At 56.8% G+C, this 22,644-nt stretch carries 24 protein-coding genes; 9 read left to right on the top strand and 15 right to left on the bottom strand.

The annotated features are described in order from the left end of the window. Nucleotides 1-7: 7 nt before the first annotated feature. On the bottom strand, nucleotides 8-787 hold the full coding sequence (locus GNG26_RS00260; RefSeq protein ID WP_156237426.1) for an MBL fold metallo-hydrolase: 780 nt from the start codon (nucleotides 785-787) through the stop codon (nucleotides 8-10). Between the two features lie 127 nt (nucleotides 788-914). Beyond that, nucleotides 915-1,718: a lipoprotein NlpA gene (gene nlpA, locus GNG26_RS00255; protein WP_103824283.1), complete on the bottom strand. Its 804-nt coding sequence runs from the start codon at nucleotides 1,716-1,718 to the stop codon at nucleotides 915-917. Between the two features lie 324 nt (nucleotides 1,719-2,042). Between nlpA and GNG26_RS00250 the strand changes: the two genes are divergently transcribed. Further along, nucleotides 2,043-2,549 (top strand): hypothetical protein, encoded by a 507-nt coding sequence (locus GNG26_RS00250; RefSeq protein ID WP_156237425.1) that lies wholly within the window; start codon nucleotides 2,043-2,045, stop codon nucleotides 2,547-2,549. A 260-nt stretch (nucleotides 2,550-2,809) separates the two neighbouring features. Here the strand turns inward: GNG26_RS00250 and GNG26_RS00245 are convergent, their stop codons facing one another. The 3 genes from GNG26_RS00245 to GNG26_RS00235 all read right to left on the bottom strand — a co-directional run bounded on the left by GNG26_RS00245 (nucleotide 2,810) and on the right by GNG26_RS00235 (nucleotide 5,088). Next, the gene (locus GNG26_RS00245; RefSeq protein ID WP_156237424.1) at nucleotides 2,810-3,208 is read right to left on the bottom strand and encodes a type II toxin-antitoxin system VapC family toxin; all 399 of its coding nucleotides are present in this window, start codon (nucleotides 3,206-3,208) and stop codon (nucleotides 2,810-2,812) included. Continuing rightward, a complete protein-coding gene (locus GNG26_RS00240; RefSeq protein ID WP_156237423.1) occupies nucleotides 3,205-3,471 on the bottom strand; it encodes an antitoxin in 267 nt (88 codons plus the stop codon). The genes GNG26_RS00245 and GNG26_RS00240 overlap by 4 nt, the downstream gene beginning before the upstream one ends. A 117-nt stretch (nucleotides 3,472-3,588) precedes the next feature. Further along, complete coding sequence (locus GNG26_RS00235; RefSeq protein WP_156237422.1) at nucleotides 3,589-5,088, bottom strand: MDR family MFS transporter; 1,500 nt, start codon at nucleotides 5,086-5,088, stop codon at nucleotides 3,589-3,591. A gap of 77 nt (nucleotides 5,089-5,165) precedes the next feature. On the opposite strand from GNG26_RS00235, the gene GNG26_RS00230 reads away from it, so the two are divergent. After that, nucleotides 5,166-5,825 (top strand): TetR/AcrR family transcriptional regulator, encoded by a 660-nt coding sequence (locus GNG26_RS00230; RefSeq protein WP_103824279.1) that lies wholly within the window; start codon nucleotides 5,166-5,168, stop codon nucleotides 5,823-5,825. Here GNG26_RS00230 and GNG26_RS00225 read toward each other — a convergent pair. Continuing rightward, nucleotides 5,822-6,241, bottom strand: coding sequence for a GNAT family N-acetyltransferase (locus GNG26_RS00225; protein ID WP_103824278.1), 420 nt, complete (start codon nucleotides 6,239-6,241; stop codon nucleotides 5,822-5,824). The genes GNG26_RS00230 and GNG26_RS00225 overlap by 4 nt on opposite strands. Before the next feature lie 320 nt (nucleotides 6,242-6,561). On the opposite strand from GNG26_RS00225, the gene GNG26_RS00220 reads away from it, so the two are divergent. Further along, entirely contained in the window at nucleotides 6,562-6,858 is a 297-nt protein-coding gene (locus GNG26_RS00220; RefSeq protein ID WP_156237421.1) for a YicS family protein, read from the top strand. 36 nt (nucleotides 6,859-6,894) lie between these two features. Here the strand turns inward: GNG26_RS00220 and GNG26_RS00215 are convergent, their stop codons facing one another. Further along, nucleotides 6,895-7,842 carry a LacI family DNA-binding transcriptional regulator gene (locus GNG26_RS00215; protein ID WP_156237420.1) on the bottom strand — a complete coding sequence of 316 codons (948 nt, stop codon included), beginning with the start codon at nucleotides 7,840-7,842 and terminating at the stop codon, nucleotides 6,895-6,897. 294 nt (nucleotides 7,843-8,136) lie between these two features. Between GNG26_RS00215 and GNG26_RS00210 the strand changes: the two genes are divergently transcribed. The 6 genes from GNG26_RS00210 (at nucleotide 8,137) to GNG26_RS00185 (ending at nucleotide 14,084) form a co-directional block, all read left to right on the top strand. Next, complete coding sequence (locus GNG26_RS00210) at nucleotides 8,137-8,451, top strand: PTS sugar transporter subunit IIB (protein WP_103824276.1); 315 nt, start codon at nucleotides 8,137-8,139, stop codon at nucleotides 8,449-8,451. Between the two features lie 12 nt (nucleotides 8,452-8,463). Beyond that, the gene (locus GNG26_RS00205; RefSeq protein WP_156237419.1) at nucleotides 8,464-9,789 is read left to right on the top strand and encodes a PTS sugar transporter subunit IIC; all 1,326 of its coding nucleotides are present in this window, start codon (nucleotides 8,464-8,466) and stop codon (nucleotides 9,787-9,789) included. Nucleotides 9,790-9,806: 17 nt separating this feature from the next. Beyond that, a complete protein-coding gene (locus GNG26_RS00200; protein WP_114316298.1) occupies nucleotides 9,807-11,192 on the top strand; it encodes a glycoside hydrolase family 1 protein in 1,386 nt (461 codons plus the stop codon). A gap of 11 nt (nucleotides 11,193-11,203) precedes the next feature. Further along, entirely contained in the window at nucleotides 11,204-11,506 is a 303-nt protein-coding gene (locus tag GNG26_RS00195; protein ID WP_072250852.1) for a PTS lactose/cellobiose transporter subunit IIA, read from the top strand. A 161-nt stretch (nucleotides 11,507-11,667) separates the two neighbouring features. Continuing rightward, on the top strand, nucleotides 11,668-13,047 hold the full coding sequence (locus tag GNG26_RS00190) for a carbohydrate porin (protein WP_156237418.1): 1,380 nt from the start codon (nucleotides 11,668-11,670) through the stop codon (nucleotides 13,045-13,047). A gap of 131 nt (nucleotides 13,048-13,178) precedes the next feature. After that, nucleotides 13,179-14,084 (top strand): EamA family transporter, encoded by a 906-nt coding sequence (locus GNG26_RS00185; protein ID WP_156237417.1) that lies wholly within the window; start codon nucleotides 13,179-13,181, stop codon nucleotides 14,082-14,084. Nucleotides 14,085-14,121: 37 nt separating this feature from the next. Here GNG26_RS00185 and nepI read toward each other — a convergent pair whose 3' ends face one another. The 8 genes from nepI to ilvN all read right to left on the bottom strand — a co-directional run bounded on the left by nepI (nucleotide 14,122) and on the right by ilvN (nucleotide 22,644). Then, nucleotides 14,122-15,312: a purine ribonucleoside efflux pump NepI gene (nepI, locus tag GNG26_RS00180; protein WP_156237416.1), complete on the bottom strand. Its 1,191-nt coding sequence runs from the start codon at nucleotides 15,310-15,312 to the stop codon at nucleotides 14,122-14,124. Nucleotides 15,313-15,598: 286 nt separating this feature from the next. Continuing rightward, a complete protein-coding gene (locus GNG26_RS00175; RefSeq protein ID WP_156237415.1) occupies nucleotides 15,599-16,051 on the bottom strand; it encodes a DUF1198 domain-containing protein in 453 nt (150 codons plus the stop codon). 129 nt (nucleotides 16,052-16,180) lie between these two features. Beyond that, nucleotides 16,181-17,185 carry an alpha/beta fold hydrolase gene (locus tag GNG26_RS00170; RefSeq protein ID WP_156237414.1) on the bottom strand — a complete coding sequence of 335 codons (1,005 nt, stop codon included), beginning with the start codon at nucleotides 17,183-17,185 and terminating at the stop codon, nucleotides 16,181-16,183. Between the two features lie 162 nt (nucleotides 17,186-17,347). After that, on the bottom strand, nucleotides 17,348-18,739 hold the full coding sequence (uhpT, locus tag GNG26_RS00165; RefSeq protein WP_103177659.1) for a hexose-6-phosphate:phosphate antiporter: 1,392 nt from the start codon (nucleotides 18,737-18,739) through the stop codon (nucleotides 17,348-17,350). 132 nt (nucleotides 18,740-18,871) lie between these two features. Continuing rightward, nucleotides 18,872-20,191 carry an MFS transporter gene (locus GNG26_RS00160; protein ID WP_156237413.1) on the bottom strand — a complete coding sequence of 440 codons (1,320 nt, stop codon included), beginning with the start codon at nucleotides 20,189-20,191 and terminating at the stop codon, nucleotides 18,872-18,874. Continuing rightward, on the bottom strand, nucleotides 20,184-21,689 hold the full coding sequence (uhpB, locus tag GNG26_RS00155) for a signal transduction histidine-protein kinase/phosphatase UhpB (RefSeq protein ID WP_156237412.1): 1,506 nt from the start codon (nucleotides 21,687-21,689) through the stop codon (nucleotides 20,184-20,186). The genes GNG26_RS00160 and uhpB overlap by 8 nt, the downstream gene beginning before the upstream one ends. Further along, nucleotides 21,689-22,279, bottom strand: coding sequence for a transcriptional regulator UhpA (uhpA, locus tag GNG26_RS00150; protein ID WP_114316305.1), 591 nt, complete (start codon nucleotides 22,277-22,279; stop codon nucleotides 21,689-21,691). The genes uhpB and uhpA overlap by 1 nt, the downstream gene beginning before the upstream one ends. Nucleotides 22,280-22,356: 77 nt before the next feature. Next, nucleotides 22,357-22,644, bottom strand: coding sequence for an acetolactate synthase small subunit (ilvN, locus tag GNG26_RS00145; RefSeq protein WP_039032259.1), 288 nt, complete (start codon nucleotides 22,642-22,644; stop codon nucleotides 22,357-22,359).

Here is a 22,644-nt window from a genome sequence, read left to right as displayed (position 1 = left end):
GATTGCCTCAGAATATAACGGATTCACCATCCTGAGGAATGCTCAGCACGTCGCTGACCTGATTATCCTCTGCATACTGGCGCAACGCGCTGCGGGTCAGCAGGCAGTGGTTGATGGCCTCCATATGGACCGCCACAATTTTCGCCTGCGGTAGCAGGAAGTGGATATTCAGCACATCCTCCTGGCCCATGATGATCGGCCCAAACCCGATCACGTGGGCATAACCGGCGTTGATGACCACCACATCCGGCTGATGTTTTTGCAGGTCGGTTGCTACCGCCTCGCGCCAGATCGTATCCCCAACAATGCAGAGCGTCTTTTCATCAGGATGACGAAACACCACGCCGCAGGCTTCGCCCAGCCGCTCCGCCAGCTCCGGCACCGCATAGGCACGATCGGTACCGTGCTGGCCGCCGTCGGTTTTACTTAGCTGGATATCGCCAAACGGGCTGTTGTCCGTCAGCACGTTAAGATGGGTGAAGCCCTGGCTGCGCAGCAGCTGCGCGTCATCTTCGTTCTGCACGAAGATCGGTTTGTCTTTGGCGATCCGCTCGATGGCGTACTGATCCCAGTGATCGGGGTGGGTATGGGTTACGATAACGGCATCGACATCCAGCAGGGTTTCAATCGGAAAGGGCAGTTCCACCATCGGGTTGCGGATCGCCTCCCGGGCGGTGCCCGGAAAGCCGGGGTAGGCCTCTTTAGGTGCCAGCATCGGGTCAACCAGAAAGCGCTTTCCGGCATAGGTGATAAGCTGTGTCGCGTTACGAATGTGGGTGATGTTCATGAGCTCTCCTCCGGTCTGTATTGCAGAAAGGATAGCCGGAGGAGGAGCGGCAGAATGTGGGCTAAAGGGCATTCAACGATGGGATTGGGCCAACTTATTTTCATGCCGCAGTGAGCGGCATGAAGTTTTATTCCCAGCCCGGCACTGCCCCGCCGTTAAAGATGGTCTCTGCTGCTTTCGCGACCTCTGGTGACTGGTAGGCCTGGATAAACTCCTTCACCTTCTGCGCATCTTTATTATCTTCTCGCGTGACCACAATGTTCACGTAAGGCGAGTTTTTATCTTCGATAAAGACGCTGTCATGCACCGGCGACAGCCCGGTTTGCTGGAGATAGGTGGTGCTGATAATCGCCACATCCACTTTCGGATCGTCCAGCACACGCGGCAGTTGCGCCCCCTCCAGCTCCATGATTTTCAGGTTTTTTGGGTTGGCGGTGATATCCAGCGCCGTCGGCAGCAAACCGACGTCCGGTTTCAGGGCGATCAGCTTTTCGTTTTGCAGCAGCAACAGGGCACGGCCCAGGTTGGTGGGGTCGTTCGGGATGGCGATGGTTGCGCCATCTTTGAGTTCAGAGACCGATTTGATCTTGCGGGAATAACCCGCCATCGGGAAGACAAAGGTGTTGCCCACCGCCACCAGCTTGTAGCCGTGCGCTTTGTTATCTTCCGCCAGGAATGGGCGATGCTGGAAGACATTGGCGTCCAGCTCGCCGTGGTCAGTGGCATCGTTTGGCAGCAGCGAGCCGCTAAAGCCCACCAGCTCAACGTCGAGGCCGAACTTCTCTTTCGCCACTTTTTTGGCGACTTCCGCCACGTCCTGCTCGGCGCCGTTGATCACGCCGACTTTAATGTGTTTAGCATCGCTGCCGCTTTGGTCACAGCCCGCCAGCAGCAGGCCAGCAAGAAGAAGCGCACCCAATCGAAGTTTCACCGGTCATATCCTTTTGATAACTGTTTTATCGACTATATCGGCAACCCAGCGGCAGGTTAAAAAACGAAAAGGAATCAATTAGAATAATAAGTTATATAACGCAAACGAAGGCTAAAACACAGCAAAAACTGGAAACACTCAAAACACAACATCAAATAATAAATCTCATTAATATAATAAAGAACGCATATTTTAGAGCATTATTGAAAATCAAATCACACAAATAAAAACCTCAGTCCATGGTAATTTATTTGATGTAACTCAATAATTTAAAATCTTATAACACTAATCTTTTTCCATGAGATAACTGTTAGGTATTCCTCTATGGAACAATTAAACTGGCTTAAGGAAACTGGAATGAAAGACTATAAACCAATTGAGTTTATATCAGTCAGTGAAGTGATTAAAAACAGAGGTGGTAAAGCCGGGCGCCTTCCTGTAACAAACACTCTTAGCATTACCCAGATTTGTCGTAATAATAACAAACAATTAGTTCGGCATATGACGATCAGGATCCCTGAAGATATTATGTCCAAGGCACGATTCAAAAAAGGCGACCGTGTTGATATTGGCTTCACGGACGATGGGACAACCTGGCGATTAAAAGTCGTTTCAAACGGCGAACAGGGTTACAGTATTACAACACCATCAAACAATCCCAAAAGAGGCCAACTCAGGTTGACATGGTGTGAAGGCATTCCAGTTATCGGCGGTGATAAAGCAATAACTAAAGCACGCGCTATAGCAGATGAAAAATCGATGAGAGTATCTCCTGCAGAAATTATATTTACTATCGGTGAAGTCAGAATCGAAGCCAGAGGTGAATCGTAAGTTAAGAAGGCAGTACTATATAAAAATCTGAGAGACATACTCTTCATTTTCTGACAACACTCTAATGTTATGACTTTAGTAATACTAAAGAGTGTTGTTTTCTCAGATATCTTAATGGGTTTTAAAAATCTGATGCGACTCTCTATGCACTTTCATTCCTCCCCCTTCTGCAGCGGTGCCTCGCGCAAAAACCATGACAGTACATAGGCCAGCACCGGTGTCACAGGCTCGGTAAGCGTCGCGCCACCGGGCGTTGGGGCTCACGCCGCTGTAGTCCAGTCCTCGATAGTCAACTCCTGTACCATTCCGAAAGCATGATCGTTAGTCACAATCGTTGTGCCCCGGCTGATGGCATGGGCTGCGATCAACTGATCAAGATCTGCCATCACTTTACCTCGAGTTTCCATCTCAGCACGGAGTTTGCCGTAAGCGGCTGCGGCGTCACTGTCCCAGTCATAGATAGTGATAGTGCTCAGAAACGTCTTTATGGTCTCTTTTAACCTGGTGCTTTGTTTTTTATCCGCCCCATAAAGCAGCTCCGCTTCTGTGATACTTGAGATACATACGTCCGCTGGCTTCAGGTTAGCCATTCTATTTACAACACCGGGATGCCTTTTAAATAAATGGCTCACAATATTCGTATCCAGCATATGTTTCATACCTGAACTCCATCCAGCGGATCCCTCTTTGTAATACTCTGATTTCTTTCCTCCGGACTTAAAAATGAATCCGGTACGGTGGTGTTTTCCAACATCCTGAAAAATTCATCCCAGCTTTTTTCCTTGGCAGGTTTTGCAGCCAAAACCACATTCCCCTCTTCATCCCGCCGGATCAAGACACTCTCCGCATCAAACGCGAACTCAGCAGGCAGTAACACCGCCTGGTTTAGCCCTTTTTTGAACAGTTTTGCTTTACGTTCCATCGCAACCTCTGCTGGTTTATTGACCAGGCCAAAGCATGCGCCAGCACCGTCGGGAATGACAAGTCAGAGCGTCAAAATTCGGAAAGCGACTCGCAACAAATAGCAGACCCACTAACCTTACGCCTCCCGCTTGCGCAGCGGCGCCTCGCGCAGGAACCACGACAGCACAAAGGCCAGCACCATGATCCCGGCAGCCATCAAAAACACTGCATGAATGGCCGAACCAAAGGCGTCCAGGTAGTCCAGGCGCAGGGCATCCGGCAGGTGATGAATGGCGGTGGGGTTCATCTCCCGCGGCAGTTCGGTCCCCTCGGGGATCCGCGCCATCAGGCCCGACTGCAATACGTGGGTGAAGACCGCGCCAAACAGCGCCACGCCAATGGCCCCGCCGATGGAGCGGAACAGGGTCACGCCCGAAGTGGCCACACCGTACTGGCTGGATGAGACGCTGTTCTGTACTGCCAGCACCAGCACCTGCATCACCAGACCCAGCCCCGCCCCCAGCACGCCGGTAAACAGATAAAGCTGCCAGACCGGTGATTCGATGGTGATCCGCGTGAGCAGGCCCATGCCGACCACACCCAGCAGGGTGCCGAGGATTGGGAATAGGCGATATTTCCCGGTGCGGCTGATAATGCGACCGCTAATAATCGAGGTCAGTAGCAGTCCGCCCATCAGCGGGATCAGCTGTAAACCGGCCTGGGTCGGGGTCGCCTCTTTGACAATCTGCAGATAGAGCGGCAGGAAGGTGACCGAGCCAAACAGCGACATGCCGATAATAAAGCCAATCAGACTACACAGCAGAAAGCTGCGATCCCGGAAGAGCGACAGGGGAATAATCGGCTCCCACGCCAGACGCTCCTCGTAGATAAACCCGGCGATGCCCGTCAGGCCAAAGGCCAGAATGCACCACAGCTGCGGATCGCTCCACTCACGTACCGTGCCCCCTTCGCTGGTAAACAGGATGATGCACAGCAGCGCCATGCTGAGGTAAATCGCCCCCAGATAGTCGATCTCATGTTTGTTGCGCTTCGTGCTGCCGCGGAAGACCGCGCCGATGACCAGCAGGGCAAACAGCCCCAGCGGCAGGTTGATGTAGAAAATCCAGCGCCAGGAGGCGTGCTGCACCAGAAAGCCACCGACCAGCGGACCGATCACCGTCGCGAGCCCAAAGACCCCGCCGAATAAGCCCTGATAGCGACCACGTTCCGCAGGGGGGATAACGTCGGCCACCGCCGCCATGCTGATCACCATCAGCCCCCCGCCGCCCAGCCCCTGCAGGGCGCGCATCAGCACCAGCTGGGTCATGTTCTGCGCCAGCCCGCACAGGGCGGAGCCCACCAGAAACAGGACAATCGCGATTTGCAGGACGATTTTGCGGCCAAAAAGATCGCCAAACTTACCGTACAGCGGCACCACAATCGTGGAGCTCAGGATATAGGCCGTCACGACCCAGGAGAGTTTATCCAGGCCGCCCAGCTCGCCCACAATGGTGGGCAGCGCCGTGGAGACGATGGTCTGATCGAGAGCCGAGAGCAGCATCACCAGCAGGAGCGCGCTGAAGAGCAGCCGCACCGGGGGCGCGTTTTTGGTTTGCGTTGTTGAATCGGAGACCATAAACACCGCTTGAAATTAATTAATCGTATAATTAATATTTATCTAAGTTATGAATCAGGTCAAGGGATCCCCCGCGCATGTCAGCACATAAAGATAATTCCGACCCTACGCCACAGGCTCGCCGCCCCGGACGCCCACGCGGAAGCAAACCCACCGCCACCAGCCGGGAGCAGCTGCTGGATATCGCCCTCGATCTCTTTGCGCGCCAGGGGATTGCCCGGACCTCCCTTAACGCCATTGCCAAAGAAGCAGGCGTGACGCCAGCGATGCTGCACTACTACTTCAACTCCCGGGAGCAGCTGCTTGATGCGATGATCGAAGAGCGTTTTCTACCGCTTCGCAGCGCCATCGCGACGCTTTTCAGCGCTCACCCGGACGATCCGGTCACCGCCCTGACGTTGATGGTGGAAAAGCTGGCCGAACTGGCCGGAGAGCATCACTGGTTCGCGCCGCTATGGATGCAGGAGGTGATTGGGGAAATGCCGGTGCTGCGTGCGCATCTGCAGGCCCGCTTTGGCGATGAGAAATATCAGGGGACGCTGGATACCGTCGCCCGCTGGCAGCAGGAAGGTAAACTGAACCGCGATCTGGCGCCGGAGCTTTTATTCACCACCCTGTTGAGTCTGGTGCTGGTGCCCTTTTCGCGTATGCGCAATGACGAGAGGTTAAGCGCCCTCTCGCCGGAACGTATTGTGCGCCATGCTCTGGCGGTGATGGGCGGCGGTATTGGCGCTTAAAGCGCCTTCGACAGGTAGTGTCGTTGTATTCCCGGATAGGGGAAATCGTTGAGCGTCATTTCCAGCTTATAGCCCTGCTTTTCATAAAACGGACGCGCCTGGAAACTGAAAGTGTCCACCAGCGCATGCCGGCACCCCTGCTTCCGGGCCTCGGCTTCGGCGGCTTGCATCAGCTGGCTGCCAAGCCCGCTACCACGCAATTCATCGGATACCCACAGGTACTTGATGTTCAGCCACTCGCCCTGGCGGTTGCCGATGAGTCCGCCGCGCATGTTGCCGCTGTCATCGCGGGCATAGACGGCGAGATCGCTCCCCACGCGGGAAAAATCAATAAACTGGCTGTTATAGATCCGCAGTAGCTGAAGTAACTCTTCCTGTTCGTGTTCAGTAATGGTGTCGGTAATACTCAGTTGCATATCAATCCCCCGTTACGTTGCAGATCGACTATCGCATACTCCGCCCGGGATACAAACGCCAAATTCTGGCTCCGTGCGGGTTAAAAATGTAAGTGCAATCAACGGAAAAGTACCTTTGCGAGTCGTATCACCCTTTATTACCTGTCACCCGCCAGCCGTCACACAATTTTTTTCTGCGCTTCCCTCTCCGGCAAATTCTGCGGCTACGCTTAGTCGTACCCCTGCGCAACTATTGGCAAAATTAATACTTTCGGCTTGGGTCGCAAAGGCGGATGTAACGATATATTTCATAAACGTGTGTGTTTTTTTCGGAGGTTTCCATGAAGTCAGCGCACCTGTTTTGCCTCATCGTCTGCCTGCTTTTTGCCGCCTTCGTTCATGCTCAGGAACTGAACGACCCGGTTAAATTAGAACAGATGAAACAGGCGGTTTTAAAGGATGTGAAGAAAGCCTGTGCCCCACAACGCAAGCAAACCGATAAAGAATGGCAGGCGATGATTATGGCGTCTGAGGCGAATCAGATGCTGGTCAAAAACGCGGTGGTGGCGATGGAGCGGAACAACCAGGAGGGTTACTGGGATGCTGTCAGTCAGGTGGACTGCATGGAGGATTACTGATTACGCATAAAGGGGCCATACAGCCCCCTTAATATTTTAGCGACGCACATCCGGAATAATTAAATCCCCGCGCAGCACATACGAACCCAGCATCTGGGTCTTCTCATTCAGCCAGCTGACGATCCGTGCCGCCATGGCATCCATTGAGTACTCAATCGCTGGAATGTTCGGAATGCCCGGCAGATGCAGTGAACCCGCCAGACTGAAGACCATGATGTCGCCCGGCACCGATCGGTTGAACGCCTGGAGCTGGGGGATCACCCGCTGCGCTTCCTGCTCGTCGGCCACCAGCAAGGCGTTGAAATTGAGCGTGGAGGCGTTGTTGAGCAGCTCCTGCAGGGCCACGGAGGATGAGGTGGCTTCCATAAAGACCAGGTTGCGATTAAACGGCAGGAAGTTCTTTTCCAGCCCATGCTTGTAGCCCAGCAGCACCTGATCGGCAAAACCACTGCCGTACGGGTGGATCAGCGCAATCTGGCGTCGCCCCTGGCTGGCGAGGAAATTACAGGCGGTTTCCGCGGCAAAAGCGTGGTCATACTGGATACTGTTGACGTTATTGGTTTCCATGCAATCCACCAGGATGACGTTCTCCTGATCGATCTGCAACGGGAAACGGGCGCCAATAATCAGAATGTCATCGCATAGCCCGCAGGAGAGTTCATCCAGCGCGCTCATGACTTCGGCTTTGGTATTGGCGAAGCGAAGCAGCAGGTGCTTCTGGTGCTGGCTGAGGTGTTTTTCCAGCGCGTAAAGGTAACCCGTAGTCTGGTTAATGTTGTCCTGCGCACAAATGACGCCGATACAACCGGTTGTCTGGCTCAGCAGCGATTGGGCAATCACGTTTGGCCGGTAGTTCAGCTCTTCAACTGCTTTCAGTACGGCCTGACGGCTGGCTTCCTTCACGCCGCGCGACCCGCTCAACACCCGTGATACCGTGGCTTTGGACACCCCGGCCAGACGTGATACATCGTTGATTGTAGACATCTTTATCCCCTGACAGGTCTCTCCAGGCCCCTGTAATTCCTGATTCCACTTCGGCTCATATTATAGCCACTCAGGAGTATATCTGTTTCCGTTTTCTATGGAAACCGATTTTCCGTTTCCACTCTAAGTGATGCAAAAGCAGCCAAAATATGTGACCCAAATCCGATAAACAGCCCCTATAAGTAATGGATCTTGATGGCTGTCACACTTCTGTCTTATATGCATGGAAACCGGTTTCCATGTGTTATCCAATCATCTCCGCAATAACTATTTACATTTTGAGGATGGTTGTCGATGTTCAAGATTATGCTGTGCTGTTCTGCCGGGATGTCTACCAGTCTGCTGGTACGGAAAATGGTCGAAGCCGCGGAAGAACGCGGAATCCCCGTCAAAATCGATGCGTACGGTGTTTCAGAATTTGATACACAGTTTCCGCAATATCAGGTCGTGCTTCTCGGACCGCAAGTCAAATACATGCTAAAAACGCTCTCAGACAAGGCTGCCACCCAGGGCATACCCGTTCAGTCCATCGATACAATGGATTACGGTATGCAACGTGGCGATAAAGTGCTGGACTATGCTCTGTCGCTCATCGAAGCGGCACACTAAGAAGGTGTTCTCATGAGTTCGTTATATCAATCTATGGTTGCCGTCATTGAGCAGTCCATCGCGCCGCTGGCAGGCAAGCTGGGCCAGCAGAAGTACGTGATTGCCATCCGCGACGGCTTTACCGCCGCGCTGCCGTTTATGATCATCGGCTCGTTTATGCTGGTGTTCATCTTCCCACCGTTCTCCGCGGACACCACCAACAGCTTTGCCCGCGGCTGGCTCGATTTCTCTGAAACCTACCGCGACCAGCTGATGTTGCCATTTAACCTCAGCATGGGCGTGATGACCTTCTTCATCGCGGTAGGGATTGGCGCCAGTCTGGGCCGCCAGTTTAATCTCGATCCGGTAATGTCCGGCCTGCTGGCCTTTATGGCATTCCTGCTGGTCGCCGCGCCCTATGCCGACGGTAAAATCTCCACCCAGTATCTGTCGGGCCAGGGGATCTTCACCGCGCTGATCACCTCTATTTATGCCACCCGCGTCTACGCCTGGCTGAAAGATCATAACGTCACGATCCGCCTGCCGAAGGAAGTGCCAACCGGCGTGGCGCGCTCGTTTGAGATCCTGATCCCGGTGGTGGTGATAATCGGTACGCTGCACCCGCTGAACCTGTTTATCGAAGCGCAAACCGGGATGATTATCCCGCAGGCGATTATGCACCTGCTGGAGCCGCTGGTTTCCGCCTCTGACTCCCTGCCTGCCATTCTGCTCTCCGTACTGCTGTGCCAGATCTTCTGGTTTGCCGGCATCCACGGTGCGCTGATCGTAACCGGCATCATGAACCCGTTCTGGATGGCTAACCTTTCTGCCAACCAGGCCGCACTGGCTGCCGGCGCTGCGCTGCCGCACGTCTATCTGCAGGGCTTCTGGGATCACTACCTGCTGATTGGCGGCGTGGGCTCTACCCTGCCGCTGGCCTTCCTGCTGCTACGTAGCCGTGCAACGCACCTGCGCACTATCGGCAAAATGGGCATCGTGCCAAGCTTCTTTAATATCAACGAACCGATTCTGTTCGGTGCGCCGATCATCATGAACCCGATGCTGTTTATTCCGTTCGTGTTCGTTCCGATGATCAACGCTTGTCTGGCGTATACCGCCACCAAACTCGGCTGGCTGGCACAGGTTGTGTCGCTGACGCCGTGGACGACGCCGGCTCCGATTGGCGCCTCCTGGGCGGCAAACTGGGCCCTGAGTCCGGTGGTGATGTGCGTCATTTGTATGGTGATGTCGGCGCTGATGTATTTACCGTTCCTGCGTGCTTATGAGCGCTCCCTGGTGAAAACCGAAGAGCAGAAAGCGCAGGCGTCTGTAGGTGCAGCAGAGACCGCCGGCAATTAAGTCAAAGAGGACGTTTTATGAAATATGCATTTCCCGAAAACTTCTGGTGGGGTAGCGCCTGTTCTGCACTGCAAACCGAAGGGGAAAGCCAGGGCGGCGGCAAGGGATTAACCACCTGGGATCACTGGTTCGCCACACAGCCAAATCGCTTTCACAACGGGGTGGGGCCGCAGAATACCTCCACGTTTTATCAGAACTGGAAAGCTGACATTCAGCTGTTAAAGCAGCTGAACCACAATAGCTTTCGCACCTCGATAAGCTGGGCGCGCCTGATCCCGGAAGGTATCGGTGAAGTGAACCAGGAAGCGGTGGCGTTTTACAACCAGGTGATCGACGAACTGATCGCCCAGGGCATTACGCCATTCATCACCCTGTTCCACTTCGACATGCCGATGGCGATGCAGGAGATTGGCGGCTGGGAAAACCGCGATGTGGTCGCAGCCTATGCCCGCTACGCAGAAACCTGCTTTGAGCTTTTTGGTGATCGGGTAATGCACTGGTTTACCTTTAACGAGCCGATTGTGCCGGTAGAGGGCGGGTATCTGTATGACTTCCACTACCCGAACGTGGTCGATTTCCGTCGCGCCGCCACCGTGGCTTATCACACCGTGCTGGCTCATGCGCAGGCGGTTCGCGCCTTCCGCGCCGGGCATTATGCCGGTGAGATTGGTATCGTACTGAACCTGACGCCGTCCTATCCGCGTTCGCAGAACCCGGCGGACGTGAAAGCCGCGCACCACTGCGATCTGCTGTTTAACCGCAGCTTCCTCGACCCGGTGCTGTGTGGTGAATACCCGGCGGATCTGGTGGCGATGCTGAAAGCGCACGATCAGCTGCCAGCCTGTCTGCCAGAGGACAGCGCGCTGATTGCCGACGGTAAAATCGACCTGCTGGGCATTAACTACTACCAGCCGCGTCGGGTGAAGTGCCGTGATACGGCCATCAATCCCAACGCGCCGTTTATGCCAGAGTGGTTCTTCGACAGCTACGAGATGCCGGGCCGCAAAATGAACCCGCATCGCGGCTGGGAAATCTACGAGCCAGGTATTTACGATATTCTTATTAACCTGCGCGATAATTACGGCAACCCACGCTGTTTTATTTCTGAAAATGGTATGGGCGTTGAAAACGAGCAGCGTTTTATTGAGAACGGTCAAATTAACGACCAATATCGTATCGAATTTATTTCTGAACATCTTAAATGGCTGCATAAAGGTATTAGCGAAGGCTGTAATTGCCTTGGCTACCATATGTGGACATTTATTGATAACTGGTCGTGGTGTAATGCGTATAAAAACCGATATGGCTTTGTCCAGCTCGATTTAGAAACGCAGCAACGCACCATTAAAAAGAGCGGAGAATGGTTTGCCGAAACCTCTCTGAATAATAGTTTCGATAAATAGAGTGGAAGATGATGATTGCCTTAGAAGAAGCAGTAATGGAAATCATCGTCAATGCTGGTCAGTCGCGCAGCCTGTGCTTTGAAGCACTGCATGCTGCGCGGCAGGGCAACTTTGACGAAGCGAAAAGCCTGCTGCGCGAAGCCGATGGCTACGCGCGCCAGGCGCACCATATGCAGACCAAACTCATCGAACAGGACGCAGGCGAAGCCCGTCAGCCGATGACCTTAATTATGGTGCATGCTCAGGATCATTTAATGAACTCGCTGCTGGCCCGTGAATTATCCGAAGAGATTATTCATTTATACCAGCGCTAATATTTAAATATCAGTGATGGAGATAGCTTTACGATAATAGTGTAAACCCTCTGTGCCCGAAAAAATAAAATCAACTTGTTCTGATGATAGCGACATATTTTGTCAATGCGGAACGGGATGGTTATTGTCTGAATAAAATTTAAATATATATTGAGATAACCATGAATATGATTAAAAAACTTCCATTAACAATGGCGGTTATCGCCGCGCTTTGCCCAATTTCTGTACTCGCACAAGAATTTACGCAGGAGCAAATCGACGCCATTGTGGCCAAAGCGGTGGATAAAGCCCTGGCAGAACGCCAGGCAAAAATGGATGCCGCGGTAGCGAAAAAAGCCGACGTCATCAACGAACCGCAAAGCGCCGCCCAGTCTCCAGATATGGCGATCCCGTTCGGCATTAAATTTACCGGTTATGCCCGCTACGGCGCCCACTTCCAGGCCGCCGATCAGAAATACGTTGCCGTAGATGGCTCCTATAACGGCGCCTCGGCGATTGGTCGTCTGGGTAACGAAGGTAACGGCGGCGAGTTCCAGCTTTCCAAAGCCTTCAAGGGCGAGAACGGCGTCATCTGGGACGTCAACGTGATGATTGACCACTGGGGCGACGAAGTTAACCTGAAAAAAGCCTACGCCGGGGTGACCAATATCCTGGCATCCAACCCGAACGCCTATATCTGGGCCGGTCGTGACTTCCACCAGCGTCCGCAACAGGGCATCAACGACTACTTCTGGATGAACCACGATGGCCAGGGTGCCGGGGTGAAGAACTTCGACATCGGCGGCGTGCAGTTTGACGTAGCCACCGTGGCGGCAGTGGAATCCTGTAGCCCGGAAGTGATGGACGATGAAGCCAACCCGTCGCGCATCACCTGTACCGGCGGCTCCGGCACCGGCGACAAGGGCAACTACGCGGCCACCTCTAAAATTCATGGCATGAAGCTCGGCCCGATCGATCTGGAGCTGTACGCCAACTACGGCTTTGACTCCAAAGCCATCGACACCGAAGAGCGCACCAACGCCTGGCAGGGTGGCGTGGTGCTGAGCCACACCAACGACAGCGGCGTGAACAAAGTGATCGCCCGTTACTCTGATAACTCTGACAACAGCGTGTTCAACAAAACCGAGGATCTGACCACGGTGTACGCCAGCTTCGAAGGGCTGCACAAGTTCACCCCGGCGACCCAGGTGGAGTACATCCTGGCCTTCCACGACTATGACAACAGCCGTGACAACACCGACAACCGTAAGAACTACAACGCCATCGTGCGTCCAATGCACTGGTGGAACGACGTTCACTCCACCTGGCTGGAAGCGGGCTGGCAGCATGTTGATTACGACAACGGCGGCGATAACAAAGGCTGGAAGCTGACCCTGTCGCAGAACATGTCTATCGCTATGGGCCCGGAATTCCGTCCGATGCTGCGCTTCTACGTCACCGGCGGCAAGGTGGATAACGAACGCACTGCCCGCGTGAACAACACCAAAGACGAAACGCTCGACGACTTCAACGTCGGCGCGATGTGGGAAGCCTGGTTCTAACCCCAGCTGCGCCCGGCGGCGCTGCGCTTGCACGGGCCTACAAAGTTTTGTAGGCCGGGTAAGCGTAGCGCCACCCGGCAGGCCCCGTGTTATGCTGCTGGCCTTTGAAAGCCAATATCGCAGGGGAGAACATGGGTTCCACACGTAAAGGGATGCTGAACGTCCTGATCGCCGCCATTTTATGGGGTAGCTCAGGGGTTTGCGCGCAGTACATCATGGAGAAAAGTCATATTTCCTCGCCTTACCTCACCATGGTTCGCCTGCTGTTTGCCGGCGTGATCCTGCTGACACTCTCATTCGTCCACGGCGACAAGATTTTCTCGGTCATCAAAAATCGCAAAGATGCCCTCAGCCTGCTGATTTTCTCTCTCTTCGGGGCGCTGATCGTCCAGCTCACCTTCCTGGTGACGATTGAAAAATCCAACGCCGCCACCGCCACCGTGCTGCAGTTCCTCTCCCCGACCATTATCGTGGCGTGGTTCGCGCTGGCGCGTAAAAAGCGTCCGGGGATTTTCGTGCTGGCGGCGATCATGACCTCGCTCATCGGCACCTTTTTACTGGTCACTCACGGGGATCCGACTTCGCTGACCATCTCCCCTGCTGCGCTCTGCTGGGGCATCGCCTCCGCCTTCGCCGCGGCGTTCTATACCACCTACCCCTCGGCGCTGATTGCCCGCTACGGCACTCTGCCGATCGTCGGCTGGAGTATGCTGCTGGCCGGGTTAATGCTGACGCCGTTCTATGCCGGGCGTGGCACTACCTTCGTTATCGACGGCAGCCTGCTGCTGGCCTTCTTCTACCTGGTGGTGATTGGCACGTCGGTGACTTTCAGCCTCTATCTGAAAGGCGCGCAGATGATTGGCGGACCAAAGGCGAGCATTCTGAGCTGCGCCGAGCCGCTGAGCAGCGCCCTGCTGTCGGTGATTTTACTGAGAGTGGCGTTTACCCTGCCGGACTGGCTGGGCACGCTGCTGATTGTGTCGTCGGTGGTGCTGATTTCGATGGATTCGAGAAGAAGGGCTCAGACATCGTCGTAGCCTGATGCCCTCTCCCGGCGGGGAGAGGGCCAAAAACTTACTGCGCCTTCACTTTCCCCGCCACCAGCAGCGCCGTCAGTAGCATCAGGGTGCCGGAAATCACCACCGGTGAGGTGAGCCCTAAATTATCCAGCGCCAGGCCACCCAACGCCGCACCGCAGGTATTCGCCAGCTGGATCACCGCCACCTGAATGGACCCGGCTTTTTCCGCCTGATCGGCCAGCGAGCGGGTGATCCAGGTCGACCAGCCCACCGGGATCAGCGCAAAGGCAAAGCCCCAGATAATCGCAATCGTCGAGGCGACCCACTTGTCGCTGCCCCACAGAATCAGTACAAGCGCGCTGACCGCCAGCACCAGCGGCGCCCCCGCCAGCGCCACCTTCAGGGAGCGTTTCAGGAACTGCGCCGACAGCGAGGTGCCGACAAAGCTGGCGATACCGAAGCTTAAAAGCACCAGCGTCAGGCCATCGACGTCAAACCCGGCCATGGTCATAAACACCGGGCGGATATAGGTAAAGAAGGCAAACTGTCCGGCGAAGGCCATAAAGATGGCGGTCATCCCCGCCAGCACGCCCGGGCGTTTCAGCAGGCTGAACATGTTCTGCTTGTGGTGCGCGGCTTCGCCCGGCAGCGACGGCAGCGCCTTCCAGACCCACAGAATACAGAGCACGCCCATCACCGCAGCACCGTTAAAGACGTTGCGCCAGCCAATGATCCCCCCGAGGAAGCTGCCCAGCGGCGCGGCAATCACCAGCGCGATAGAGACCGCCCCGAAGATCACCGAGAGCGCTTTCGGCACGGTACGCGCCGGCACCAGCCGCATGGTGAGCGAAGCGGACATCGCCCAGAACCCGCCGAGCCCCAGCCCGAGGCAGGCGCGCCCTAACAGCAGCAGGGTGAAACTTTCAGCGAAGGAGACCAGCAGGCAGGAGAGGGTCAGCAGCACGCTGAACAGGATCACCACCTTACGACGGTCAATGGTGCCAATCGCCTGGGTAATAAACAGGCTGGCAAACATCGCCACAAACGCGGTAACGGTAACCGACTGGCCCGCCAGCCCTTCAGAGATGCCCAGATCCTGCGCCATCGGCGTCAGCAGGCTGACTGGCAAAAACTCCACGGTAATCAGGCAGGCGACGCAAAACGCCACGGAAAAAACCGCCGACCAGTTCGGGCGAGAAACCGCGTCGGCATGGGGCGAAGGGGCGGATTGGATCTGTTCTGTCATGGCATCACCTGAAGAGAAAACGAGCGGGAAAGCCGCGCAGTTTAACAGTTTAAATGTGATCCATTTAACGTTTTGACAACTTTTGGCACTTTTTGCCGGGCGGCGCTGCGCTTGCACCGGCCTACGGGTTTTCCAGGCCCGGTAAGCGTAGCGCCACCGGGCGAAGGTTTAGAGGTGTGATATCAGAGCAATATTCCTGCGGCTTTTTTGCCGCGCGGCGCTGCGCTTGCACCGGCTTACGGGTCTTGTAGGCCCGGTAAGCGTAGCGCCACCGGGCGATGTTCGATCAGTGCAGGAAGAAAACGCCCTCTTCCGGCAGGAAGAGCTGGTTATAGCGCAGCTGGAAGGCGTTAAGCTCGTAGGGATCGGGCTCCATGTCGCGCATAAAACCGAGCGCCAGGCGAACCTGCGCATCGGTGATCGGCGCGGCGAGACGCGCCTTGCGCAGCAGGCGATACCAGCTCTGCAGGTTGTTTTCACTGCTGTCGACGATGCACACCTGCCAGATCAACAGCACCTGCGCGGCATTGAGCAGATGCGCCTCGTCGGGACGTTCAAGGTAGCGGATAAACTCGTTGCCGGCGCTTTTGCCAAACTGGTCGATCATCGACTCCAGCGGCACAGGGGTGATCCCCAGCCGTTCACTGAGACGACGAATGGCGCGCCGGGAACCCGACGTCATGACGCGAAAGCCCACCACAAATACCACGGCCAGCGTAGCCAGCATTATCCAGACCATGCACTCTCCTTACGGTTAGCCATGCATGATATCGGGAAACGTGGCGCGTCAACAGCAGGTAACGTCGTATTAATAAAGCAACAAACAGTGGATCGGGCCGGGGAAAACCGCTACCTGCCGCATGAAGCGTTACTGCGTCTGTAACCCCTTCAACAGCGCCTCATGGAAACGTTCGGGATCCTGCATCTGCGGGGCATGACCCATATCGTCAAACTCCACAAGCGTGGCGTGAGGGATACGCTTCGCCGTCTCCTTACCCAGCACCGCGTAGTTGCCCAGCGTCTTACGTATTTCCGGCGGGGCAAGATCTTTGCCGATGGCGGTATTGTCCTTCGTACCGATCATCAATAATACCGGCATCTTCAGCTCGCTGAATTCATACATCACCGGCTGGGTGTAGATCATGTCGTAGAGCAGCGCCGAGTTCCAGGCGACACGCTCTTTGCCCGGCCCGTTATTCAGCCCGGCGAGCATGGTGACCCAGCGCTCGTATTCGGGCTTCCACTCCCCGGCGTAGTAGGTGTTTTTCTCGTACTGACGGATGCCGTCGGCGCTGGTTTTCAGCTCGCGCTGATACCACTGATCGACCGTAATATGCGGCACGCCGCGCGCTTTCCAGTCCTCCAGACCAATCGGGTTGACCATCACCAGCTGTTCCACCTCCTGGGGCCACATCAGCGCGTAGCGGGTCGCCAGCATGCCGCCGGTGGAGTGTCCAATAACGGTAACGCGATCGATCCCCAGTGCTTTCAGCAGCGCATGGGTGTTATCCGCCAGCTGCTGGAAGGTGTATTGATAGCGCTCCGGCTTGGTGGATTTGCAGAAACCGACCTGATCGGGAGCTACCACGCGGTAGCCGCTGGCAGTGAGGGCGCGGATGGTGCCGTCCCAGGTGCCCGCGCAGAAGTTTTTACCGTGCATCAGCACCACGGTGCGGCCGTTGGCTTTTTCCGGCTTTACGTCCAGATAAGCCATATCAAGCGCCTGATTTTGCGAGGTGAAGGTGAAGTGTTTTACCGGCCAGGCGTAGTCAAAACCTTCCAGTTTTTCGCCGTAGGTGGGGGTATCGGCCGCCATCGCGGGTGAGGCCAGCGCCACCAGCAGCGCAAGGCAGGATAATCGTCGGGTCAACATGCAAGCTCTCCGTTAGCAAAGGGGCTAAGGCTGCGCGAAAGGCGGCAGCAAACTAAAACTGTAGAGCATAGGGCGGAGCGGGTGTGTAAAGCGGGGTAAGGTAATCGGGGTGAGAATGTAAAAAAGCCCGGCATCACGCCGGGCAAAAAGTTACCTGCACACTCAGGCTGCTTTCAAACGTTGCACGCGTTTTTCACGGCGGATCTTGCGCTCTTCCAGCACCGCGACCATCGCCATCAGGACGATACAGCCGATGGCTGCCGCATCCAGCGCCGCAAAGGTGCCTGCCCAGCCGGTAAGGCCGAAGATCGGCGTGCCGTCGGCAATCATCCCCAGACCCAGCTTGGCGAAGCTGTCGCCGATCAGGTAGGCGAAGGTGCCCTTAATCCCATCGGCAGCGCCGATCGCTTTTTTCGGCACGAAGCCGACCGCCGCCACGCCGATCAACAGCTGCGGGCCAAACACCAGGAAGCCGAGCGCGAACAGGGAGGCGAGATAGACGTACTGGTTGCTGGCATGCTGATAAATGCCCAGCGTGGCGATAATCAGCGCCAGCGCGACGCAGGCCACCAGCGCACGACGCCCGTTGGCGAGATCCGAGAGCCAGCCCCACAGCAGGGTGCCAACCAGCGCGCCCACTTCAAACAGGGTGAAGCCCTGGATCGCTACCTCTTTGGAGAGCTTTAGCTCCTGGAAGGCATACACGGTTGACCACTGGTCGATACCGATGCGCACCACGTAGAGGAAGATATTGGAGAAGCAGAGCAGCCAGATCACTTTGTTTTTTAGCACGTACTCAACAAAGATCTGCCATTTGGTCATCTCGTTCTCTTCGGTCTCTTTGTCCTCTTCGCTGATCTCTTCGTTAAACAGCTCTTCGGCTTTACCCAGACCGTATGATTCCGGGGAGTCGCTGCCGAAGCGCAGGCCGATAAAGCCGACGATCAGGGCGATAATGGACGGGAAGATAAACATGCCGATGACATGGCCGTCGAACAAATAGTTAGCACCGAACAGCGCCACCCCTGCCGCACCGGCCCCGCCGAGGTTGTGGGAGATGTTCCACATGCCGAGGTAGGAGCCACGCTTGCGGCGCGGGGTCCATTTGGTGATGGTGGAATAGCTGCACGACCCGCCGGTACTCTGGAAGAAACCGCTCAGGGCGTAGAAGGCGATCATCAGGAACAGGCTGACGGAGCCCGCGCCCATGCTGGCGCTGAAGCCGAGCATACAGATGGCGGAGAGGATCAGCATAAACGGCAGGAACTGCTTGGTGTTTTTGCCGTCCGCATAGTAAGAGACAACGGTTTTCCCCACCCCGTAGGTGATGGAGAAGCCGAGGCCAATCATCCCCAGCTGGGTCATGCTCAGCCCGTAGGTCGAGATCATGTCGTTCTGGGCGATGTTAAAGTTTTTGCGGATCAGGTACATGGTCAGGTAGCCGATAAAGACCACCAGGTAGGACTGCATGAAGGGTTTGAACCACATTTTGCGCCGCACATCGAGCGGCAGATCCAGGGTCGGCTTGCGCACCTGATTTAAGAAGGCCAGCATGTATCAATGTCTCCCGAGCTGATTTTTGCCGCATTGTAAAAATCAGCCGGGCGTAAAGCCTGAGATAGCGTCCAGGCGGAACCGGGAAAATTTCTTAGTTTTGCCCCACTCGCGGTGAAAAGGTGAGGCGCATCACGCTTCGCTAGCCTCGCGCGGTGCCTGCGCGTTCAAAAATGGCAGCAGCAGCAGGGCCGAAATCCCCGCCGCGATGGCGATCACCGCGAAGAACCCGCTCCAGTGCCAGGTATCGATCACCCGGGCCAGCGGCCAGCCGGAGAGCGATGCCCCGAGATAGGCGAAGAGCCCGACAAAACCGGTCGCCGCCCCTGCCGCGTCTTTGTGGGAGCACTCCGCCGCCGCCATGCCGATCAGCATCTGCGGACCAAACACAAAGAAACCGATGGTGAAGAAGCACGCCGCCTGCATCACGTAACTGGCAAACGGCATCAGCCACAGCGAGCCGACCGAGAGCAAAATCCCGGCGGCGAAGATGAGGTTCATTGGGCCACGGTTGCCGTTGAAGAGCTTATCCGAGCCCCAGCCCGCCACCAGCGCGCCGATAAACCCGCCCAGCTCAAACATCGTCACCGCCGAGTTGGCGGTGACCAGATCCACACCCAGCGTCTCGGACATATACAGGTTGCCCCAGTCGTTGATCGCCGCGCGCACCACGTAGACCAGCACGTAGCAGAGCGACAGCAGCCAGATATAGGGGTTTTTCAGCACATATCGGGTGAGGATCGCCTGGCGGGACAGCCCCGCCCCCTCCTGCTGCTGGGCAATCTCCATCTCATCGTGCCGCCAGTCGCCCACCGCCGGAAGGCCTACGGTTTGTGGCCTGTCGCGCAGACGCCAGCAGAGGAACAGCCCGGCGACAATCGCCAGGCTACCGGCAATCATCATCCCGGCGCGCCAGCCGTAGTGCAGCGCCGCCGCGCCGACCACCATCGGGATCAGCGCCCCGCCGACGTTATGGGCGGTGTTCCAGATCGCCCACCAGCCGCCGCGCTCGTTGCGCGAGTACCAGGCGGTGAGCAGACGGGCGCAGACCGGTGCGCCCCAGCCCTGGAAAAAGGCGTTCAGCGCCCACAGCAGGGCAAAGGCCCAGAGCGAGGTGGAGAAGCCAAACAGAATATTCACCACCCCGGTGGCGATCAGCCCGACGCCCATAAAGTAGCGGGCATTGGAGCGGTCGCTGACGATGCCGGAGAAGAACTTCGACAGGCCGTAGGTGATGTAGAACAGCGTCGCCAGCAGGCCGATATCGGTGCGGGCCATCACCCCGCTGGCGAGGATCTCCGGCGCGGCGGCGTTGAAGCTTTTGCGGGTGAAGTAGAACAACGCGTAGCCGAGCCAGAGGGTGATCAGAATATGGCGTCGCCAGTAGCGGTAGCGGGCGTCGATTTCCGCCTTATCGCTTATCGGGACTGCATCGACAGGGGGTTTAAACATGGTGACTCCGAAGCGGTAAACTGACGCTGACGCGCGTCCCGTGGGTGCAGGAGAGGTTCAGCGTGCCGCCCAGCGCCTTCACCCGCTCGCGCATCCCCGCCAGGCCAAAGCCCTGTTGCCCGGAGCCCGGCGGCAGGCCGCAGCCGTCATCTTCAATCACCAGCATCAGGCGCTCGTCCTGCTGCCAGCCCTGTATCGTGACCGCGCTGGCGCTGGCGTGTTTAACGATATTATTCAGCCCTTCCTGACAGACGCGGAACAGGGTGACGCGCTGGCCTTCGCTCAGCGTTGTCTCGTCAATGCCCCAGTCGAGATGGCTGACGATGCCGCGGCTCTCCAGCTCCATCTCGCGCATCAGGGAGCGCACCGCCTGTTCCAGGGTCAGGTCGTCGAGCTGGCGCGGACGCAGCCTGCCCAGCAGGCGACGCACCGAGTCATATACGCCCAGCGAGAGCTGTTCGATATGCGCCCCGCCCTGCTTCACCCCGGCGTTGTCCGCCGCCAGACGCTGGACGATACCCGCCTGGGTACGAATGGCGGTAATGGTCTGGCCGATGTCGTCGTGCAGTTCGCGCGCCACCTCCTGCCGCACGCTCTCTTCGGTCTCCAGCAGGCGTTCTGCCAGGCGGCGATTGCGCGACAGCTCGGTTTGCAAGGACTGGTTCAGCTCACGCAGACGCTGAATGCCCGCGCCGAGCAGCAGCCCGGTCAGGCTCTGCGCCAGCAGAGAGAGCAGTAAATCGACCGGGTGATCGTGCCAGGTCTGGCTGGCAATCAGCGCGATGGCGTTCATCAGCGTGGCGATCAGCGCCCCCTGCCAGCCGTAATGCCAGGCGAGAGCAATGATCGGCAGCGCCAGACAAAACGGCGTAAAGCGCGATAGCTCTGCGGGCAGGCCAAGCTGCAACCACAGGCTCACCACAAACAGCAGCAGATACCAGATGAGATGCCGGGCGCGCCAGTTCACCGGTTGCGAAACCAGCGCCGGGCCAAGGGGCTGCCAGACGGTGCTGGTGAGGTAGTGCCAGATAACGAGGCAGGTCGGGGCCAGGGTCAGGCCGCCGGTCAGAGTCAGCAGCAGGGCGTTAAGCATCTCCTTCTCGCCCACCCACGGCAGGGACTGCAACAGCGCGGCGGCGATCAGCGCGGCCCCCTGGCGCAGCAGGGTGCGCCAGTCGCGCTGGTGGCGGTAGCGGGAGATCAGCGCCACGGGAATAAGCGTCAGCACGCTTCCGGTCATCAATAAGGGCAGATGCGCGAGGGCAACTTCCTGCGCCAGCCAGACCAGCATCAGCCATTCAGCACCGAGCAAAACGGGCCAGTAGCCGCGCGGGCATTGCAGCATCAGCCCCAGCCGCAGGCCAAAGGGAAACAGCAGCACCGCCAGCTCCGGGCGTTCTACCAGGTGCAGGCTGATGCTCCACAGGCAGAACCAGGCGGCGGAGAAGATAAAGAAGCTGGCTACCACCGCCACCAGCCGGGAGAAAAAGGCGTGCATTACCAGCCGTCAAACATGCGGCGCGCCAGCTCAACGTCATTGCTGACGCCCAGTTTTTCCATCAGGTTGGCGCGGTGAACGTGTACGGTTTTTGGCGACAGGCCGAGCTCAAGGGCGATCTCTTTCACCGCCATCCCCTGTGCCAGCTTTTCCGCCACCTGGCGTTCGCGTCGGGTAAGCGGGTCCTGGCGTCCGGCCGCCAGCTTGAGGGCGATATCTGGCGTCAGGTAACAACCGCCGGTGGCGACGGTACGCACGGCGGCAATCAGCTCGTCCGGACTGCAGCGTTTGGAGAGGAAGCCGCGCGCGCCCGCGTTCAGCGCCTGCTCCACCAACGCCGGACTGTCGTGAACCGAGAGCATGATGGTCGTTATTCCCTTCGGCAGCTGGCTCAGCAGCTCCAGCCCGGAGAGGTCCGGCATTGAGATATCGCAGATACAGACCTGCACCCCACGTCCCGGCAGACCGGCCAGCGCCTCGCGGCCGGAGCCGAACTCGGCCACCACCTGAAAATCGGGCTCCAGGCTCAGCAGCTGGGCAAATCCGGAGCGGACGATAAGGTGATCGTCGATAAGGGCGATGGTGGTCATGGTGCGTTCCTGGCGGGCGGATAAAAAAACGCGCTTACCTTAACGATAAGCGCGCGGGTGTTCAAGCAATGAGCGATTTATTCGAAGAACACCGCAATTTTGTTAAACATGGTCGGATCGGACTGGTTACGCACCACTTTCACCACATCTTCCAGCTTGTCGATCTGGGCCATCATCTGCTCCAGACGCTGGTCATCATTCACCAGTAACCAGATGCGGCTGTGCTCGCTGCCCTGGATTGGCAAACAGAGGATGCCTTCCACGTTGAACGCGCGGCGGGCAAACAGCCCGCAGACGTGGGTCATGACGCCTGGGTGGTTGCGGACGGTGAGTTCCAGAATGACGTTATCATTTTGCTTCTGCAT

Origin of the sequence: Leclercia sp. J807, from assembly GCF_009734465.1 — a bacterium.
GTDB lineage: Bacteria > Pseudomonadota > Gammaproteobacteria > Enterobacterales > Enterobacteriaceae > Enterobacter.
The sequence above is the reverse complement of the archived record's forward strand: the minus strand, read 5'-3'. Positions and strand labels throughout refer to the sequence as shown.

Coding starts and splice junctions, on each gene's coding strand:
- GNG26_RS00260 (WP_156237426.1), bottom strand. CDS start 787: ATGAACATCACCCACATTCGTAACGCGACACAGCTTATCACCTATGCC.
- GNG26_RS00250 (WP_156237425.1), top strand. CDS start 2,043: ATGGAACAATTAAACTGGCTTAAGGAAACTGGAATGAAAGACTATAAA.
- GNG26_RS00245 (WP_156237424.1), bottom strand. CDS start 3,208: ATGAAACATATGCTGGATACGAATATTGTGAGCCATTTATTTAAAAGG.
- GNG26_RS00240 (WP_156237423.1), bottom strand. CDS start 3,471: ATGGAACGTAAAGCAAAACTGTTCAAAAAAGGGCTAAACCAGGCGGTG.
- GNG26_RS00235 (WP_156237422.1), bottom strand. CDS start 5,088: ATGGTCTCCGATTCAACAACGCAAACCAAAAACGCGCCCCCGGTGCGG.
- GNG26_RS00230 (WP_103824279.1), top strand. CDS start 5,166: ATGTCAGCACATAAAGATAATTCCGACCCTACGCCACAGGCTCGCCGC.
- GNG26_RS00225 (WP_103824278.1), bottom strand. CDS start 6,241: ATGCAACTGAGTATTACCGACACCATTACTGAACACGAACAGGAAGAG.
- GNG26_RS00220 (WP_156237421.1), top strand. CDS start 6,562: ATGAAGTCAGCGCACCTGTTTTGCCTCATCGTCTGCCTGCTTTTTGCC.
- GNG26_RS00215 (WP_156237420.1), bottom strand. CDS start 7,842: ATGTCTACAATCAACGATGTATCACGTCTGGCCGGGGTGTCCAAAGCC.
- GNG26_RS00210 (WP_103824276.1), top strand. CDS start 8,137: ATGTTCAAGATTATGCTGTGCTGTTCTGCCGGGATGTCTACCAGTCTG.
- GNG26_RS00205 (WP_156237419.1), top strand. CDS start 8,464: ATGAGTTCGTTATATCAATCTATGGTTGCCGTCATTGAGCAGTCCATC.
- GNG26_RS00200 (WP_114316298.1), top strand. CDS start 9,807: ATGAAATATGCATTTCCCGAAAACTTCTGGTGGGGTAGCGCCTGTTCT.
- GNG26_RS00195 (WP_072250852.1), top strand. CDS start 11,204: ATGATTGCCTTAGAAGAAGCAGTAATGGAAATCATCGTCAATGCTGGT.
- GNG26_RS00190 (WP_156237418.1), top strand. CDS start 11,668: ATGAATATGATTAAAAAACTTCCATTAACAATGGCGGTTATCGCCGCG.
- GNG26_RS00185 (WP_156237417.1), top strand. CDS start 13,179: ATGGGTTCCACACGTAAAGGGATGCTGAACGTCCTGATCGCCGCCATT.
- nepI (WP_156237416.1), bottom strand. CDS start 15,312: ATGACAGAACAGATCCAATCCGCCCCTTCGCCCCATGCCGACGCGGTT.
- GNG26_RS00175 (WP_156237415.1), bottom strand. CDS start 16,051: ATGGTCTGGATAATGCTGGCTACGCTGGCCGTGGTATTTGTGGTGGGC.
- GNG26_RS00170 (WP_156237414.1), bottom strand. CDS start 17,185: ATGTTGACCCGACGATTATCCTGCCTTGCGCTGCTGGTGGCGCTGGCC.
- uhpT (WP_103177659.1), bottom strand. CDS start 18,739: ATGCTGGCCTTCTTAAATCAGGTGCGCAAGCCGACCCTGGATCTGCCG.
- GNG26_RS00160 (WP_156237413.1), bottom strand. CDS start 20,191: ATGTTTAAACCCCCTGTCGATGCAGTCCCGATAAGCGATAAGGCGGAA.
- uhpB (WP_156237412.1), bottom strand. CDS start 21,689: ATGCACGCCTTTTTCTCCCGGCTGGTGGCGGTGGTAGCCAGCTTCTTT.
- uhpA (WP_114316305.1), bottom strand. CDS start 22,279: ATGACCACCATCGCCCTTATCGACGATCACCTTATCGTCCGCTCCGGA.
- ilvN (WP_039032259.1), bottom strand. CDS start 22,644: ATGCAGAAGCAAAATGATAACGTCATTCTGGAACTCACCGTCCGCAAC.